The organism is Streptomyces reniochalinae, assembly GCF_003323735.1.
Lineage (GTDB): Bacteria > Actinomycetota > Actinomycetes > Streptomycetales > Streptomycetaceae > Streptomyces > Streptomyces reniochalinae.
Genome location: NZ_QOIM01000054.1, coordinates 23,479 through 39,701, shown reverse-complemented (window position 1 = coordinate 39,701; position 16,223 = coordinate 23,479). Strand labels below are relative to the sequence as shown.

Below are 16,223 nucleotides of genomic sequence, written 5' to 3'. Positions count from 1 at the left end.
GGCGCACCGGCCCTCAGGTGTCGCCGAGCAACGCCACCAGTCCGTCGGCCAGCTCGGTGCGCCAGCACAGGTAGTCGTGGCCGCCGTTGAACTCGACGTAGGTCGCGTCGGAGTATCCCGCGGTGGCGAGGGCCTCGCGCAGCCGGCGGGCGGCGGGGAGGGCGACCCACTCCTGGCGGCCGAAGGAGAGCCGGAAGCGGACGGGCAGCCGGGGTCCGGCCGCGATGCGTCCGGTCAGCCACTCCGCCGCGGGCCCGTCAGGCCACCAGAACGACCCCGACTGGGCCAGTACGTTGCCGAACCTGCCGGGCGCCTGGAGCGCGGCGAACGCGGCGGTGAGGCCGCCGAGGCTCTGCCCCGCCACCACGGTGCGCGCCGGGTCCGCGGTGATTGGCAGGTGTCCGGCCGCCCACGGCAGCAGTTCGTCGGCGAGGAAGGCGGCGAACTCGGCCTTGCACGTCAGCTCCCGCCACCGGGTGGCGGCGTCGACCGAGTCGGGCAGCACCGCGGCGAGGGGCGGCAGGCGCCCTTCGGCGACGAGGTTGTCCAGCAGGTGCGCGAGGCCGAGCCGCGGCTGCCAGTGCTCGCCGTCCAGCAGTACCAGCACGGGGAGTTCGGCGGGCGGCTCGGCGGATGCGGCGGCCGCCGGGGTGTAGAGCCACACGCGCCGGGTGGTGGCCAGGTGCGCGCTCGCCACCTCGCCTTCCGTCACCGTGCCGTGGGCGATCCCGGCCCGCGGCATCCAGTCGGCGGCCGTGGGAGCGGCGGGCAGTTCGGCGTAGGGCACCGGATCGCCTCCCCAGCGCCGGGGGAGCGTGCGGGGGTTGTTCGGGTCGGTCCGGCGCCGGGTGCGCAGCCAGGGCCAGTAGTCCTGGTCGTCGGACGCGGGCCCTCCCCCGTCGTCGACGAAGAGGTCGTAGGTGCCGCGCCAGTCGTGGCGCAGCCGGAGGGTCCAGTGCCAGATGTCGGTGCCGGGCGCCCGTTCCATGAGGTTGCCCTCGGGGGCGCGCGGGTCGGCGAGCTTGTTGGGCAGGACCTGCACGGCGCGGGTGGCGGGGGTGCCGCGCCACAGGAAGGTGACGGCGCGGTGTGTGGCGCTGCCGTGGGGGTCGGGGTGGACGAGCGGGGTGCCGCGGCGGTGGACCTCGGCCCAGAACTCCTCCAGTTCTGCGGCGGTGGCGGTGGGCCCCGGCAACACGGGCCCTGGCCGCGGGAGTCGGGGTACCGGCTGGGGGCGGGGCAGCCGGGGCGGGCGGCGCGGTGCGCCCTCGGGGGGCGCTGTGGTGGTCATGGTGCTGGGCTCCGGGTGGCGCGGCGTGCGAAGGGAAAGCAGCTTACCCCTGGAGGGTGAAACTTAGGTAAGGCTAAGCTAAGTTAGCCCTGTCCGCCTCCATCCAGGAGGCGCGCACACCGAGGAGACCGACGCAGCATGACCACCCTGACCTGCCGTATCCGCCGTACCGCCGCCGTCGCCGTGGCCCTCGCCGCCGGCAGCACGCTGACGCAGACGGCCACCGCCGCGCCCGCACAGCCCGCCCAGCACCGCGGCTCGCACGTCACCTCCGCCCCTTTGACGGCCGGCCTCTACCAGTCCGCGTACTCCGAGCGGAACCACGTGCTGTGGACCACCTCGGCCGTGGGCCGCCCGCCGGTGACCGAGTCCGCGCTGCTCAAGGTGGACCCCCGCACCCTGAAGGTGAAGGACTCCATCCAGCCGCCGGTCACCGACCCGGCCACGGGCGCCGTCGAGGCGGTCTACGGCGTCGCCGTGGACGACGAGCACAACACGGTCTGGGCGACCAACACCCGCGACAACTCGGTGGCCGTCTACAGCCAGCGCGACGGCAAGCACCTGGCGACGCTCGAAGGCGTCGAGCACGCCCGCGAGGTCGTCGTCGACGAGCGGCACAACACCGCGTGGGCCAGCGGCTTCGGGGACGGCACGCTCGTCGCCTTCGACACCCGCACCCACAAGGAGACCAAGCGGGTCACGGTCGAGGGCTCCTCCCCCGCGGGGCTCGCCGTCAACGAGCGGACGGGCACCGTCTACGCCACCGACCTCGAAGGCGACCGCATCCTCGCCGTCTCCCCGCACGCCAAGGAGCCCACGACCTTCCCCGCGGGCGACGGACCGATCTCCGTGGCCCTCTCCCGCGACGGGCGCACCGCCTACACCGCAGACCAGGAGGCGGGCACCGTCTCGGTGGTGGACCTGCGCAAGGGCGAGGTCACCAGGTCCGTACCGACCGGGGAGGGCACACTGTCCGTGGCCACCGACCCGCGCTCGGGCCGGGTGCTGGCCGCCAACCGCACGGCGGGCGACGTCAGCGTCGTCGACCCGCGCCGCGGCACCGTCGCCGAGAAGCTGGCCACGGGGGCGAACCCGAACCACGTCACCGCCTCCAGGTCCGCCGCCTACGTCGTGGACAAGTCGGGCTCGGGCCCGGCGGGTGAGGACCAGGTGCACCGGGTACGGCTCGGCCGCTGACCCGGCGGCGCGCCGGTCAGGGCCGCGCACCCTCCCGCGACCGGCGCGCCACACCCTCGAGGAGGCGGCGGCGCTGCGCCCCGTCCGTGGCCAGCTCCACGCCCACGCCCGCCAGCGCGAGCGCCCCGTCGAGCACGGCACGGTCGGCTCCCTCGCTCGTGCCGTGCGCGGCGAACTCGGCCGTGTGCTGGAGGGCGCCGTGCGTCTCGCAGCCGATCGTCGGGTGGATCGTCGGCACGGCGTGGGAGACGTTGCCCATGTCCGTGGAGGCCATCAGCTCCCCGTGCCGGGGCTCGGGCGTACGCCCCAGTGCGCGCGCCGCCCGCACGTAGGCCCCGGTCATGAAGGGGTCCTGGCGCAGCTCGGTGAAGTCCTCGCCGTGCCGCGCCAGTTCGACTTCCGCGCCCGAGGCCAGTGCGCCCGCCTCGAAGCAGGCACGGACGCGCGCCCTGAGGTGGGCGAGCTGCTCGGCGGAGGGGCTGACGGGCACGCCCGTGCCCGTCACCTTCCTGGGCCGGGCACCGGCCCGCGACCTCAACGCCGTTCACCGTACGCTCGCCGCCCTGCCCGAGTGCCGGGTGGTCGCCGCCGTCACCGGGCCGGACAACGTCCTCGCCACGCTCTGGCTGCCCGGTGTGGGGGACATCCAGCGCCGCGAGACGGCCCTGTGCGCCCGGCTGCCCTCCCTCACCGTGACGGACCGCATCGTCGGTCTGCGCACGGTCAAGCGGATGGGTCATCTGCTCGACGAGCAGGGCCGCCGCCTCGGCACCCGGCCCATCCGCCCCTGGTAGCCGGGCGTCCCCGGGCAGGTCACCGTCCGCGTCTCACGGGCTGACGGACACGAGCGGCGCGGGCAGGGCCCCCGGGTCTCCGGTGCGGGCGAAGGCCAGCCAGCAGGCGCGGACGGCACGGCCGAAGGAGTCGACGTCCTCCCAGGGCGTCTCGCCGAGCATCGGTGCGCCACGCCATGCGTCCCGGGAGCCGAGGAGCAGGGGGAGTTCGACGCAGTGGGTGGCTCCCAGCGGCGACCCGGCGGGACGCCAGTCGAGGCGGTAGGCGTGGACGCGGGCCCCGGCCCGCCGCAGCTGCCCGCCGAAGTGGGCGAGCGGCCTCTCGTAGACCTGGCGGGTCCGCTCGGTGACCGTGTCGCTCTGGCCTGGCGGTGGCGGGAAGGCGGACATGTCCTCGGCGTTCCACCCGTACATGACGTCCAGTTCGCCGGCGCGCGCGGTGAGCCCGAGGTCCCGCTCCGCGAGCGGTGCGGTGCCGGTCACCGGGGTGAACGGGGGCTCCAGAGTGCTGCCGGAGCGGCGCTGATGGTCCGCCGCGGTGCGGCCCTGCGCCGCCAGCAGCGCCTCGGGGGTGGCGGTACGCGGGTCGCAGCCGAGGTGCCCGGCGAACATGCGGCCGATGTCGCGGGCCTCCTGGCGGGGGCGGGCCGCGATGGGCAGGGGCGCGCTCTGCAACAGGGCGCGCCGGAAGAGGCCGTCGGCTTCGGGAACGGCCATCAGCAGCCGGATCGAGAGGGCTCCGGCTGACTGTCCGAACACGGTGACGTCGCCGGGGTCGCCGCCCCAGTCCGCGATGTGGTCGCGGACCCAGCGGAGGGCTTCCAACTGGTCGAGGAGGCCGAGGTTGCCGTCGCTGACCCCGTCGAGGACGAGGTAGCCCAGGGCGCCGAGGCGGTGGTTGACGCCGACCACCACGGCGTCTCCCTCGGCCGCGAGTGCACCCCCGCCGTACCAGTCCAGGACTCCCCCACCGCTGCTGAAGCCGCCCCCGTGCAGCCAGACGAGCACGGGCCGGGCCCCGTCGTCCCTGGCGGGCGTGGTGACGGTCAGGTGCAGACAGTCCTCGCTCTGCGGGCGGCGGTCGTGCGGCGGGCCCATCACCGCGTCGAGCCGGGAGGGCGGCTGGGGGCAGATCCGGCCGCCCGGAGGGAGCGCCGCGTCGCCGGACGGCGGGCGGGGCGGCGCGAAGCGTTCCGCCGTGGCGTACCGGATCGGCCCTGACCTGATCACCGGCTTGTCGTCCATACCTCGCCTCCGCGTTCGGGAAGGGCGGCGCCCTTCGCGGGGGCAGCCGCGTCCTCGGGGACCAGCCGGAAGAGCGCCCACGCGCCGACGAGGCTGCCCCCGCAGAGGGCCACCAGGTACCAGGTGACGCCGGTCGTGGAGCCGCCGGAGCCGAGCAGCGCGGTGGAGATCATCGGCGCCGGTCCTCCGCCGAGGATCGCACCGGCCTGCAGGATCAGCGAGGAGCCCGAGTAGCGGACATGGACGGGAAACGTGTCGGCGATGATGCCGCCCTGCACGGAGTGGGTCACGGGGATGACCAGCCCCATCCCGGCGAGTGCCAGGACGGTGAGGGCCACCTGTCCGGTGTCGAGCAGCGGGAAGAACGCCGCGCACCAGGCCAGGAGGGCGGCGGACCCGCCGAGGAACATGGCGCGCCGGCCGTGGCGGTCCGCGATACGCGTCCACACGGGTATCGCGGCACACCACAGGAGGGCGGCGCCGGTCACGGCGAGGACGAGGAACTGCTTGTCGTAGCCGAGGTGCCTGGTGCCGTAGGAGAGCGAGAAGACCATGAAGACGTAGGCGGCGGCCGAGTTCGCCACGACGGCGAGCAGGGTCAGGGCCAGTCGCGGGAAGCCCACCTTCAGCGACTCGGCGAGCGGGAAGCGCACCACGCCGTCCTGGCGCCGTGCGCGGTGGAAGGACGGAGACTCGGTCACCCGCAGCCGGACCAGCAGGCCGACCGCGACGAGGACGCAGCTGAGCAGGAAGGGGATGCGCCAGCCCACGCGGTGAACGCCTCCTCGCCGGTGAACCGCAGCTTCGAGAACGTCGACCCGGCCACAGGAGCGGCGCACTCCCTCGTCCACGAGGCCGACGACCACCTCGTGGACCGCGCCGTGACGGCGGCGAGGAAAGCCACCGGCGCCTGGGCCCGCACCCCGGTACGCGACCGCACCGCCGTGCTGCGGCGCGCCGCCGACCTGATCGAGGAGCGCTTCGAGGAGTTCGTCGCCGCGGAGACCGCCGACACCGGCAAGCCCGTCGCCCAGGCCCGCGACCTGGACGTGGCACGGGCCGTCGCCAACTTCCGCACCTTCGCCGACGTGGTCGCCGCCGCAGGCCAGGAGTCGTTCCTCACCGACCTGCCGGGCGGGCACCAGGCGCTCAACTACGCGGTGCGCAAACCGCTCGGAGTCGTCGCGGTCATCGTGCCGTGGAACCTGCCGCTGCCCCTGCTGACCTGGAAGGTCGCCCCCGCGCTCGCCTGCGGCAACGCGGTGGTCGTCAAGCCCAGCGACCAGACCCCCGGCTCGGCCACCCTGCTCGCCGAGGTACTGGCCGAGGCGGGGCTGCCGGCCGGCGCCTACAACATCGTCCACGGCTTCGGCGGCGACTCGGCGGGCGCACACCTCACGGCGCACCCGGGCGTGGACGGGGTCACCTTCACGGGGTCGTCGGCCACCGGGGCGCATGTGATGAGGACGGTCGCCCCGCGCGTGCGGCCGGTCTCCTTCGAACTCGGCGGCAAGAACGCGGCGCTCGTCTTCGCCGACGCCGATCTGGACGAGGCGCTGGACGGGCTGACCCGCTCGGTGTTCGCCAACACAGGGCAGGTGTGCCTGTGCACGGAGCGGGTCTACGTGCAGCGGTCGGTGTTCGCCGACGTCGTCGACGGACTGGTCGAACGGGCCCGTTCGCGACGGTTGGGTCCCCCGAGGGACGAGGCGACCACCACGGGGCCGCTGATCTCGAAGACGCACCGCGACAAGGTGCTCGGCTATCTCGCGCTCGCCGAGCAGGCCGGTGCGAAGGTCCTCACCGGCGGCGGCGTCCCCCGTCTGGGCCCGGAACTGGACGGCGGCTCCTGGATCGAACCGACGCTGTGGACGGGGCTGACCCACGCGGACCGGCCCGTGCGCGAGGAGATCTTCGGCCCCGTCGCCGCGCTGATCCCCTTCGACACCGAGGAGGAGGCCGCCGCGCTGGCCAACGACACCGACTACGGGCTCGCCGCCTCGGTCTGGACCAGCGACCTCAGGCGCGGGCACCGCGTCGCGCAGGCGATGAACGTGGGCATGGCCTGGGTCAACACCTGGTTCCTGCGCGACCTGCGCTCGCCCTTCGGCGGCGTCGGGCTCTCCGGCATCGGTCGCGAGGGCGGCGCCTCCTCCCTGCACTTCTATACCGAACCGACGAATGTGTGCGTGCACCTGTGAGTGAATCCCCCACCCCCGCCGTCCCACCCCCGCCGTCCCACCCCCCTCCGGCACGGCGGCACACCTCGACGCCGCCACGGCGGCCCTGGCCACCGCCGCGGAGGAGCGCACCCCGTGCCCGCCCGTACGCACGTACCTGGGCGCCACCGACGTGGACGCGGCCTACGCCGTGCAGCGCCGCCTCACCGACGCCCGCGTCCGGGCGGGCGCGCGCCGCGCGGGCGCCAAGATCGGGCTGACCGCGCGCACCGTACAGCGACAGTTCGGCGTCTTCCAGCCCGACTTCGGCCTGCTCTTCGACGACATGCTGTACGCGCACACCGAGCCGCTGCCCCTCGACCGGTTCCTCCAGCCGCGCGCCGAGGGGGAGATCGCCTTCGTGCTCGGGCGCGACCTCGATCTGCCCGGCGCGAGCGTGGCCGACGTGCTGCGCGCCACCGAGTTCGTGCTGCCCGCCGTCGAGATCGTCGACTCGCGCATCGCCGGCTGGGACTTGGCCCTGACCGACACCGTCGCGGACAACGCCTCCAGCGGTGCGGTGGTCCTGGGTACCACACCGTACGAGTTGGCCGGGCGCGACCTCGCCCGCACCGGGATGTGCCTGTCCCGCGACGGCGAGCCCGTCTCCTTCGCGGGGCACGCCTGCCTGGGCTCCCCCGTGGTGGCCGTCGCCTGGCTGGCCCGCGAGATGGCGCGGCGCGGCCTGCCACTGCGGGCCGGCGACGTGGTGATGTCCGGCGCACTCGGGCCGATGGTGCCCGTCACACGAGGCCGTGCCGGTACCGGCTGGAACTGGACGGCGTGGGCGAGGTCGAGGCCGTCATCGAGGACACCCGGGAGGGGAAGGCATGAGCACCACGACCGACGAGCGGCTGAAGGTCTGCTTCGCGCACGGCGGCGGGTCGTTCGCCTTCTGGCTGGGCCGGGTGGAGAACGCCTGGCACGGGCGCAACGACGTCATCGGCACGTCCGAGCACCCGCCCTCGCACTACCTGGGCCGCTTCTACGTGGACTCGGTCGTCTTCGACGACCGCGCTCTGCGGCTGCTGGTCGAGACGGTGGGCGCCGACCGGGTCATGGTGGGCAGCGACTACCCCTACCCGCTGGGCGAGCGCCCGGCCGGCCAGGTCGTGCGCGAGAGCCCGCACCTGGACGAGGACGTACGGCACCGCGTCATGCGGGGCAACGCCGAGCACTACCTGGGACGGCGCTCAGGCGCCGGGGGTTCAGGGGCGGGGCGCCCCTGAACCCCCGGCCTCCGCTGAACCCCCGGCGTCCGCCCCCGCCTCGTGCGGGGGCCTCATGTGTGCGGCCGTCTCCTCCAGGCTGCGGATCAGCGCCCGCGCGGACGGGCTCAGCGTGCGGGTTGCCGAGATGGTCAGCCCGACGCTGTGCCCGACCTGCTCCAGACGGACCGGCAGCCGGGCGAGCCGGGTGTCGTCCCGGACGATCAGGCCGGGGAGCACGGCCACCACGTCGGTCTCCAGCAGCAGCTGGCGGACCGTGAGGAAGGACGTGGTCTCCACCCGGTTGTGCGGCAGCCCCAGGCCGCTGCGGGCGAAGAGCTCCTCCACCTCCCGGCGCAGCACGGTCTGCGGCCCCGGCAGGATCCACGGGTGGTCCAGCAGCTCGGTCAGCGTGACCTCGGACCGGGTGGCGAGCGCGTGGGAGGCGCCGACGACGAGTTCCACGAACTCGTCGTACAGCGTGCGGCGCAGCATGCCCTCGCCGGAGGGCGCGGTCAGCCGACCGACGATCATGTCGACGCGCCCGGGCTCCAGGTCCGACAGCAGCGCTTCGGGCGTCGCCTCCCGCACGACGACGGTCAGGCGGGGATGCTCCCGCTTCAGCGCCGCGATGGCTCGGGGCAGCAGGACGTTCGACCCGGCCAGGTGCGTGCCGACGACCGCCGTCCCGCGGTCCGCCTCCGCCAGCTCCACCACGTGCCGGCCCGCCTGGTTGAGCTGTGCCAGCACGGCACGCGCATGCTGGGTGAACGCCTGACCGAACACGGTCGTCGTGACGCCGCGGCCCGCGCTCGAACAGCGACACGCCCAGGATGTCCTCCAGCTCGTGGAGGCTCCGGGTCGCGGCGGGCTGTGTCACGTGCAGCTCGGCGGCGGCACCGACGACCGTGCCCTGCCGCACGAGGGCGTCCACGAGCAGCATGTACCGGAACTTCAGCCGGCCGTCGAGCAGGCGGGGGATGTCCACACGCCGGCACTGACCGAGGCCCGATTCCGCCCTTCCGGCCGCCTGCGGCCCCGGGACCCAGGCCGCCTGCGGCCCCGGCGGGCTCCGTACGGGCACCGGGCGGCAGCGGTGTGGCCCAGCCGGCGACGACCCGAACGGCCCCGGGGTCCGGGACACCGCGGCCGGCTGCGGGTACCGGTGAGAGGTGCCGCCGGCCGCATCGGACACCGGCGGGACGCGTGAAGCCGCCCTTCGAGGGGACCTGCAACGCAGCTGTGAGCACGTGTCGGAACGGAGGGTAGGTGCATGGCCGACAACAAGCCGCCAGGCGACATGGGTGAAGGAGTCGAAGAGGGCACGGTCACCACGGACGTGCCCGCACGGCTCGACCGTCTTCCCTGGTCGCGCTGGCACTGGATGATCGTCATCGGCCTCGGGACCGTCTGGATCCTGGACGGCCTCGAGGTGACGGTCGTCGGCAACGTCGCCGGCAGGCTCGCCGAGTCGGACAGCGGCCTGGACATCACCGCCGGTCAGGTGACCGGTATGGCCGCGGCGTTGTACGTGGCCGGTGCCTGTTCCGGCGCGCTGTTCTTCGGCTGGCTGACCGACCGGCTCGGGCGCAAGAAGCTCTTCATGATCACGTTGGCGGTCTATCTGGCGGCCACCGCCATGACCGCACTCTCGTTCGAGAGCTGGTGGTTCTTCCTCTTCCGCTTCCTCACCGGATTCGGCATCGGCGGCGAGTACGCCGCCATCAACTCCGCCATCGACGAGCTGATCCCGTCCAAGTACCGCGGCCAGGTCGACGTCATCATCAACGGCAGCTTCTGGCTCGGCGCGGCCGGCGGCGCGCTGCTGTCGATCGTGATGCTGGACGAGAACATCTTCCCCGCGAACATCGGCTGGCGGCTCACCTTCGCGCTGGGCGTCGTCCTCGGCCTTGTGATCCTGCTGGTGCGGCGCCACGTGCCCGAGAGCCCGCGGTGGCTGTTCATCCACGGCCACGGCAAGGCCGCCGAGGAACTGGTGAGCCGGGCGGAACGGGAGACCGTCGCGCACCGCGGCGAGGAGCTGCCGCCCCCCGCCGGACAGATCACGATCCACCAGCGCAAGGCGGTGGGATTCGGCCTGATCGCCCACGCCATCTTCACCCGCTACCCCAAGCGCGCCGTGCTCGGCCTGGCCCTCTTCCTCGGACAGGCGTTCCTCTACAACGCCATCACCTTCGGCTTCGGCACCATCCTCATCACCTTCTTCGACATCTCCTCGGGACTGACCGGGTACTTCTACGCCGTCATCGCCGCGAGCAACTTCTGCGGACCCCTGCTGCTGGGCCGGCTCTTCGACACCCTGGGCCGGCGGCTGATGATCTCGGGCACGTACCTGCTCTCGGGCGTCCTGCTGTTCGGCACCGCATGGCTGTTCGACTCCGGCCGGCTCAGCGCCGCCACCCTCACCGCGTGCTGGTGCGCCGTCCTCTTCTTCGCCTCCGCCGGTGCGAGCTCGGCGTACCTGACGGTCAGTGAGGTCTTTCCGATGGAGACCCGCGCCCTGGCCATCGCCTTCTTCTACGCCGTCGGCACCGCGGCGGGCGGCATCAGCGGCCCCATGATCTTCGCCAAGCTCACCGAGAGCGGTGTCGTGGGGGACACCGCTCTCGCCTTCCAGATCGGAGCGGGCCTGATGACGGCGGCCGGGCTCGTCGCCGCCGCCCTCGCCGTGCCGGCGGAGCGCCGCGGCCTCGAGGACATCGCGGCGCCGCTCACCCAGCGGCAGGCCGAGCAGCCGAACGGACGGTGAGCCCGCCTCACCGCACCAGGGGCGCGGCGTCGGTGACGAAGGAGTCGATGCCGTTCTTCGACGCGGCGTCCCTGGTGTCGTGGCCCGCCTGGTCGGTGGCTTTGGAGACGTCCCGGGTGCGGTCGTAGGCCTTTTCCGCGGCCAGCCGCACGTCCCGCTGGTCGGTGACCAGCTTGACCCGGTACAGCTCCTGCCTGGCCACGGTCCGCAGCCGGTGCGCCTCGTCGCGCGCGGTGACGTACGCCGGCCCGTCGGGGTCCTCCTTCCCGCGGTACCAGCGGTCGGCCTGACCACGCCGGTAGTCCTCCACCGCGGCGGCGAACGCGCTGTAGACGGCGACCCGTTCCTGCCGGAGCGCCTCCGCCCGCGCGAAGTCCTCGCCGCGCTGGGACGCGAGGCGCTGGAAGACGTGGGTGATCACGGAACCGAGCAGCGTACCCGCCACTGCGATGACACTCACCCAGAGAGCTTCCACGCACTCAGTCGATCACATGAACGGATCACCGGACAGGGCCTTTTCCGCCGCCGGAGCTCACGGGTACGCACGGCCCCTCCCGCACGCGCGGCCCCATCGGGGCATGCCGTCTCACCGGCACGCGCGGCCCACAGGACCGTGCGGTCTCGCCGGCTCGCGCGGTCCCACCGGCACGCGCGGCCCCACACGCCTGCGCGGCCTCACGGGCGCCGCGCGAAGGCGTGGAACATGTGTTCCATGAGCCTGGAGGCTGACTCCATCGGCCGGCCCAGACGGCGCGCCGACTCCAGGACGGGGCGCTCGTCGTACCGCCAGCCGAGGGAGTCCAGTTGGTCGCGCGGGCCGCGCTTGGTGCCGTCCGGCAGCAGCGAGGGCAGGTCGATGCCGAGAGCCGTGCCGCCGTCCCGCACCAGCGCGTCACCGGCCAGCTCGTCGACGGCCGAGACGTCCTCGACGGCGAGGCTGCTGCCGGAAGCGGAGAGCCGGTCGATCTCCTTGAACAGCCGTTCCTCCGCCTCCGGCGGCAGATACGGCAGCAGGCCCTCCGCCAGCCAGGCCGTGGGGAGCGCGGCGTCGAAGCCCGCCTCATCGAGCGCGGAGGCCCAGTCCTCACGCAGGTCGGCGCGTACGGGGGTGTGCGCGCAGGAGGCAGCGGCCCCCTGCTCCGTCAGGACGGCCAGCTTGAAGTCGAGCACGAGCGGCTGGTCCAACTCGAAACAGCGGACACCGGCCGGCCACTCCAGCCTGAAGGGCCGGGTGTCGAGGCCGGAGGCGAGGATGACGACCTGGCGTGCGCCCTCACGGGCGGCGCCGGTGAGGAAGTCGTCGAAGACCCGCGACCGTACGCCCAGGTATGCCGTCATCAGCGGCCACAGCCCGGACGCTCCGGCCCGCTCCTCCAGCTCGTCCAAGGTGGTGGGGAACGGGGCGGTGGACGAAGCCGCCGCGAGGAAGGCGGGCGCGTAGGGATCGGTGATCAGCGCGTCGGGGCGGGTCGACTCGGTCGCTCTGCCGGCGGCGACTGCGAGGGCCGTCACGCCGACTCCCGAGACGATGTCCCACTGCTGATCCGAGCTCACGAAGGTTCCTCCATCGGTACAGGGGCAGACCACACGCCGGCCGCGCGAGACGCACGGCAGCGCGCTGGGAGCGCAACTGCGACCAGGCGCACGGCGCTTCGCGGACGCTACAAGATGGCACCTACAGCCAACCAGGGCGCGCGAGGCGGTCGCGCTCATTTTTCGCCAGTACGTGCGCGTGTGGCGCTCTCCCACCACTCCCCCGCGACAGCCGCTGCCCGCACGCCCGATCGCTCGCCACACGGCCGCCCTCTCACCCCTCCGCGCCCTCACCAATCCGCGCCCACCGCCGGCTCCGAAGACCAAGAGAGGGACGGTGGGACGACAGGAGACCGACGCGCCGCCCCGGATACCGGGCCGCCGACGAACGAGCGAGGAACAGTGCGACTGAGCGAGGGCACTACCCTGACCGCGGAGGGAACGGCCGGCCCCGCGGGGCGGGCACCGGCGGGCCGCTCCGGAGGCGGGCAGCGGTGAGCGCCCCCGACTGGCCGGCGCTGCTGGTCAACCTGCCGGCCGCGGCGGCCGCCTCCCTCGCTGTCTTGCTGCTCACCTTCGCGGTCGCACTCCGTACAGGGCGGCACCGCGTCGTGGACGTCGCCTGGGGCCTCGCCTTCACCGCCGTGGCCGTCGTCAGCTGCGTACTGTCCGCCAGAACGGGCGACGGGACGCGTCGCCTGCTGCTCACGGCCGCGACGGCCGCGTGGGGGCTGCGGCTCGCCACCCACATCGCCCGCCGCGGCCGGGGCAAGGGCGAGGACCCCCGCTACGAGAGGATGCTGGCCAAGGCGCCCGGCAACCGCGAGCTGTACGCGCTGCGCATGGTCTACCTCCTGCAAGCGGCGCTGGCGTGGCTGATCTCGCTGCCGGTGCAGGCGGGCCAGTACGTGGCGGCTGCGCCCGACGCCCTCACCGTGCTCGGCGCCGTCGTATGGGCCGCGGGGCTGGCGTGCGAGGCGATCGGCGACCACCAGCTCGCCCGGTTCAAGCCGGACCCGGCCAACCGTGGTCGCGTCATGGACAGGGGGTTGTGGTCCTGGACCCGTCACCCCAACTATTTCGGGGACTGCCTCGTGTGGTGGGGCCTGTACCTGATGGCCTGCGGCACATGGCAGACCGCGGCCCTGTGCCTCGTCTCGCCGGTGGTGATGACCCTGTTGCTGACCAAGGGCAGCGGAAAGCGGCTCCTGGAAGCACACATGGCCGAGCGCCCCGGCTACCGCGAGTACCAGGCCCGCACCAGCGGTTTCCTGCCGCTGCCACCCCGCCGGCCCCGCACCGGGACGCCCGAGACGACATCCGAGAAGAAGAGGGACACATGAAGGGCCGTCCTCCCCAGCCCTCAGGAGCCACCCGTGCACCGGTGTCCGGACCGGACCGGGACGCGCTCGTGCTGCGCCGCTCCCCCGCACGGCCGCAAGCCGCCGTCCTGCTGCTGCACGGGGGCCGCGCCGACGGCCTCGAGGCGCCTCCCGCTCTCAACCTGCCCGCCCTGCGGATGCGCCCCTTCGCCACCGCGCTGCTCCGCGCCACGCGAGGCCGCCCCGTGCTGGTGGGCAAGGTGCGCTACCAGCGGCGCGGCTGGAACGGCGAGCGCGAGGACGCCGTCCTCGACGCCCGGCGCGCCCTCGCGGAGCTGCGCCGGACGGCAGGGCCCGTACCCGTCGTGCTGGTGGGCCACTCCATGGGCGGACGCGCCGCCCTGCGCCTCGGCGGCCTTCCCGAGGTGCGCGCTGTGGTGGCCCTCGCGCCGTGGTGCCCCGAGGGCGAACCCGTCGCCCATCTCCAGGGCCGGCGCGTCACCGTCCTGCACGACGAGAGCGACCGTGTCACCCGCGCCACCGGCTCCTGGGACCTCGTCCACCGGGCACGGGAGGCCGGCGCCCGCACAGCGGCCGTTCCCATGCCGCGCGGCGGGCACACCATGCTGCGTGACGTCCACCGCTGGCACCGGCTGGCCACGACGGCCGTGCTGGACGCGCTGGGAACGGGACCCGAGCAGGCGGACGGTGCGGGCACCGGCCACGTGCCCCTGGGATCCGCCGGTTGACCTGCTGCGATCCGCCGGTTAGCGTGCTGGATTGCTCCGGCCCGGAACGCCCCGCAGGCGTCCGAGCCGCGACCGTAGGCGTTAACGTCAACCAACGCGTCTCTTCAGCCTGCTCGAAACGGCCGGGGTGGCGCGGCGGCGCGGAGCCGACGGGAGTCCACCGGCCGGGAACGGAGAACGGCCGGTGACCACCGACACACCGCACCAGGACCGCTCGGGTCCTCCCGACGAGTTCCCGGACGAGTTCGCCGAAGCACCGCGGGAGGGGAGAACCGGTCTGCGGCGGCTGCGCCGCTTCGCGGTGGACACCGCGCCCCTGCGCATAGTCCCCTTCCGACGGCTGTGGTCCTCGACCGTGGTCACGGCCGTCGGCAGCCAGTTGACGGCCGTCGCCGTGCCGCTTCAAATCTACGATGACACCGGCTCCTCCGCACTCGTCGGCCTGGCGGGCGCCGCCGCGCTCGTCCCGCTGGTCGTCTTCGCCCTGTGGGGCGGGGCGGTCGCCGACCTGATGGACCGGCGCAAACTGCTGCTGTTCAGCAACTCGGGCATCGCCCTCACCTCGCTGCTGTTCTGGGCGCAGGCGGCCACCGGGATGCGGTCGGTCACCGTCCTGCTCGTCCTGCTCGCGCTCCAGCAGGCGCTGTTCGGCATCAACCAGCCGACGCGCACCGCGTCGGTGGCCCGTCTCGTACCGGCCGAGCAGCTTCCCTCCGCCACCGCGCTCACCTCGACGGTGGCGCAGTTCGGCCAGATCGCGGGACCGCTGCTCGCGGGGGCGCTGGTGCCGGTACTCGGACTGCCGGTGCTCTACCTGTGCGACTCGCTGGCCCTCGTGGTGGCGCTGTGGGCGGTGTGGCGGCTGCCGTCGCTGCCTCCGCTCGAGGTCGCGGCCCGGCGCGCCGGACTGGCCGACATCGTGGACGGCTTCCGCTACCTGGTACGCAAGCGGCTGCTGCTGGTCTCGTTCCTCGCCGACGTCATCGCCATGGTGCTGGGCATGCCGCGCGCGCTCTTCCCGCAAATGGCGCAGCTCGACTTCGGCGGGCCCGAGGGCGGCGGCACGGCTCTCGGCGTGCTGTACGCGGCCCTCCCCGTGGGCGCGCTGCTGTGCGGGCTGCTGTCCGGGCTGTACTCCCGGGTGCGGCGGCACGGGGTGATGGTCGTTCTCGCCGTCAGCGTGTGGGGACTGTCGGTCGCCGGGTTCGGGCTCTCCGGGCCGCTGTGGCTGGCCGCGGTGGCGCTCGCGGTGGCGGGCGCCGCCGACATGGTGTCCATGGTCTTCCGCGGCGCCATCCTCCAGTCGGCCGCGACCGACGAGATGCGCGGCAGGATGCAGGGCGTCTTCACCGTCGTGGTGGCGGGCGGGCCGCGCCTCGCCGACCTGCTGCACGGCACCATCGGCGCGGCCGCCGGGACCCGGCACACCGTGGTCGGCGGCGGCCTGCTGGTGGTGGCCGGCACGCTGGCCCTCGCCTTCGCGGTGCCCGCCTTCTGGCGCTACGTCCCCGAGCGGTAGCCGGCGGAGCCGGCGCGGCCCGTTCCGACGCTCAGCCGTCCGCCCGGGGAACCGACCCGGCCGACGCCGGCCAGGCCCCTGCACCGGCCGTTCAGCCGTCTCTCTCGTACACCGTGACCGCGACCCCGTGCCGCACCACGCTCCTCTATCAGCGGGCGGACCCGCTCCCAGCGCCCTCCCGCCAGGCCACAGCCTCTTTTCGGCATGTGCACGGAGGCACCCAGCTCCTCGGCCCTGCTCGCCACCGTGCCCAGGGCGGTGGCGATCGCCTCGTAGCGCACAGGCCGGTTCCGCCGCGGAGGCGACACGCGGCGGCCTCGGTTTTGCCTGTGGGGCAAAAGTTTTGCCTCGCAGGGAAGGCCCGTGCCTTAATCGG

At 73.7% G+C, this 16,223-nt stretch carries 13 protein-coding genes and 4 pseudogenes; 9 read left to right on the top strand and 8 right to left on the bottom strand.

Annotation, left to right across the window (positions count from 1 at the left end; translation table 11 throughout):
* Window positions 1-13: 13 nt before the first annotated feature.
* The gene (fes, locus tag DQ392_RS32310) at window positions 14-1,291 is read right to left on the bottom strand and encodes an enterochelin esterase (protein WP_114019262.1); all 1,278 of its coding nucleotides are present in this window, start codon (window positions 1,289-1,291) and stop codon (window positions 14-16) included.
* Between the two features lie 138 nt (window positions 1,292-1,429).
* On the opposite strand from fes, the gene DQ392_RS32305 reads away from it, so the two are divergent.
* The gene (locus DQ392_RS32305; protein WP_114019261.1) at window positions 1,430-2,488 is read left to right on the top strand and encodes a YncE family protein; all 1,059 of its coding nucleotides are present in this window, start codon (window positions 1,430-1,432) and stop codon (window positions 2,486-2,488) included.
* A gap of 16 nt (window positions 2,489-2,504) precedes the next feature.
* Here DQ392_RS32305 and DQ392_RS32300 read toward each other — a convergent pair whose 3' ends face one another.
* On the bottom strand, window positions 2,505-2,978 hold the full coding sequence (locus tag DQ392_RS32300) for a zinc-binding metallopeptidase family protein (RefSeq protein ID WP_147266609.1): 474 nt from the start codon (window positions 2,976-2,978) through the stop codon (window positions 2,505-2,507).
* A 4-nt stretch (window positions 2,979-2,982) separates the two neighbouring features.
* Here DQ392_RS32300 and DQ392_RS32295 point away from each other — a divergent pair, with 4 nt between their 5' ends.
* Complete coding sequence (locus tag DQ392_RS32295) at window positions 2,983-3,282, top strand: hypothetical protein (RefSeq protein WP_114019259.1); 300 nt, start codon at window positions 2,983-2,985, stop codon at window positions 3,280-3,282.
* Window positions 3,283-3,315: 33 nt separating this feature from the next.
* On the opposite strand, the gene DQ392_RS32290 is transcribed toward DQ392_RS32295, so the two are convergent.
* Entirely contained in the window at window positions 3,316-4,527 is a 1,212-nt protein-coding gene (locus tag DQ392_RS32290; protein WP_114019258.1) for a carboxylesterase family protein, read from the bottom strand.
* Entirely contained in the window at window positions 4,509-5,297 is a 789-nt protein-coding gene (locus DQ392_RS32285; RefSeq protein WP_245982247.1) for an MFS transporter, read from the bottom strand. Before DQ392_RS32285 ends, DQ392_RS32290 begins: the two co-directional genes overlap by 19 nt.
* 21 nt (window positions 5,298-5,318) lie before the next feature.
* Here DQ392_RS32285 and DQ392_RS32280 point away from each other — a divergent pair, with 21 nt between their 5' ends.
* From DQ392_RS32280 to DQ392_RS32270, 3 genes and pseudogenes are all read left to right on the top strand, one after another.
* Window positions 5,319-6,728 (top strand): 2-hydroxymuconic semialdehyde dehydrogenase, encoded by a 1,410-nt coding sequence (locus DQ392_RS32280; RefSeq protein ID WP_245982245.1) that lies wholly within the window; start codon window positions 5,319-5,321, stop codon window positions 6,726-6,728.
* A gap of 304 nt (window positions 6,729-7,032) precedes the next feature.
* Window positions 7,033-7,416, top strand: a pseudogene (locus DQ392_RS35610) (2-keto-4-pentenoate hydratase); the annotation flags it as partial.
* Window positions 7,417-7,591: 175 nt separating this feature from the next.
* A pseudogene (locus DQ392_RS32270) lies at window positions 7,592-7,975 on the top strand (amidohydrolase family protein); the annotation flags it as partial.
* On the opposite strand, the pseudogene DQ392_RS32265 reads toward DQ392_RS32270, so the two are convergent.
* A pseudogene (locus DQ392_RS32265) lies at window positions 7,955-8,942 on the bottom strand (LysR substrate-binding domain-containing protein). The pseudogenes DQ392_RS32270 and DQ392_RS32265 sit on opposite strands and share 21 nt — an antisense overlap.
* Before the next feature lie 285 nt (window positions 8,943-9,227).
* Between DQ392_RS32265 and DQ392_RS32260 the strand changes: the two are divergent.
* On the top strand, window positions 9,228-10,724 hold the full coding sequence (locus DQ392_RS32260; protein WP_181856665.1) for an MFS transporter: 1,497 nt from the start codon (window positions 9,228-9,230) through the stop codon (window positions 10,722-10,724).
* Between the two features lie 7 nt (window positions 10,725-10,731).
* On the opposite strand, the gene DQ392_RS32255 is transcribed toward DQ392_RS32260, so the two are convergent.
* Both DQ392_RS32255 and DQ392_RS32250 read right to left on the bottom strand, forming a co-directional pair.
* The gene (locus DQ392_RS32255) at window positions 10,732-11,175 is read right to left on the bottom strand and encodes a hypothetical protein (protein WP_181856666.1); all 444 of its coding nucleotides are present in this window, start codon (window positions 11,173-11,175) and stop codon (window positions 10,732-10,734) included.
* Window positions 11,176-11,399: 224 nt separating this feature from the next.
* Window positions 11,400-12,278, bottom strand: coding sequence for an SAM-dependent methyltransferase (locus DQ392_RS32250; RefSeq protein WP_114019254.1), 879 nt, complete (start codon window positions 12,276-12,278; stop codon window positions 11,400-11,402).
* Window positions 12,279-12,751: 473 nt separating this feature from the next.
* Here DQ392_RS32250 and DQ392_RS32245 point away from each other — a divergent pair, with 473 nt between their 5' ends.
* The 3 genes from DQ392_RS32245 (at window position 12,752) to DQ392_RS32235 (ending at window position 15,847) form a co-directional block, all read left to right on the top strand.
* Entirely contained in the window at window positions 12,752-13,600 is an 849-nt protein-coding gene (locus tag DQ392_RS32245; RefSeq protein ID WP_114019253.1) for a DUF1295 domain-containing protein, read from the top strand.
* Window positions 13,601-13,641: 41 nt separating this feature from the next.
* A complete protein-coding gene (locus DQ392_RS32240) occupies window positions 13,642-14,328 on the top strand; it encodes an alpha/beta hydrolase (RefSeq protein ID WP_245982243.1) in 687 nt (228 codons plus the stop codon).
* A gap of 184 nt (window positions 14,329-14,512) precedes the next feature.
* A complete protein-coding gene (locus DQ392_RS32235; RefSeq protein ID WP_114019251.1) occupies window positions 14,513-15,847 on the top strand; it encodes an MFS transporter in 1,335 nt (444 codons plus the stop codon).
* 91 nt (window positions 15,848-15,938) lie between these two features.
* Here the strand turns inward: DQ392_RS32235 and DQ392_RS36345 are convergent.
* Window positions 15,939-16,131 (bottom strand): annotated as a pseudogene (locus DQ392_RS36345) (macro domain-containing protein); the annotation flags it as partial.
* Window positions 16,132-16,223: the final 92 nt, after the last annotated feature.

What these genes read in the sequence shown, in the direction of transcription:
- DQ392_RS32290 (WP_114019258.1), bottom strand. Translation starts at nt 4,527, where the DNA reads ATGGACGACAAGCCGGTGATCAGGTCAGGGCCGATCCGGTACGCCACG.
- DQ392_RS32260 (WP_181856665.1), top strand. Translation starts at nt 9,228, where the DNA reads ATGGCCGACAACAAGCCGCCAGGCGACATGGGTGAAGGAGTCGAAGAG.
- fes (WP_114019262.1), bottom strand. Translation starts at nt 1,291, where the DNA reads ATGACCACCACAGCGCCCCCCGAGGGCGCACCGCGCCGCCCGCCCCGG.
- DQ392_RS32305 (WP_114019261.1), top strand. Translation starts at nt 1,430, where the DNA reads ATGACCACCCTGACCTGCCGTATCCGCCGTACCGCCGCCGTCGCCGTG.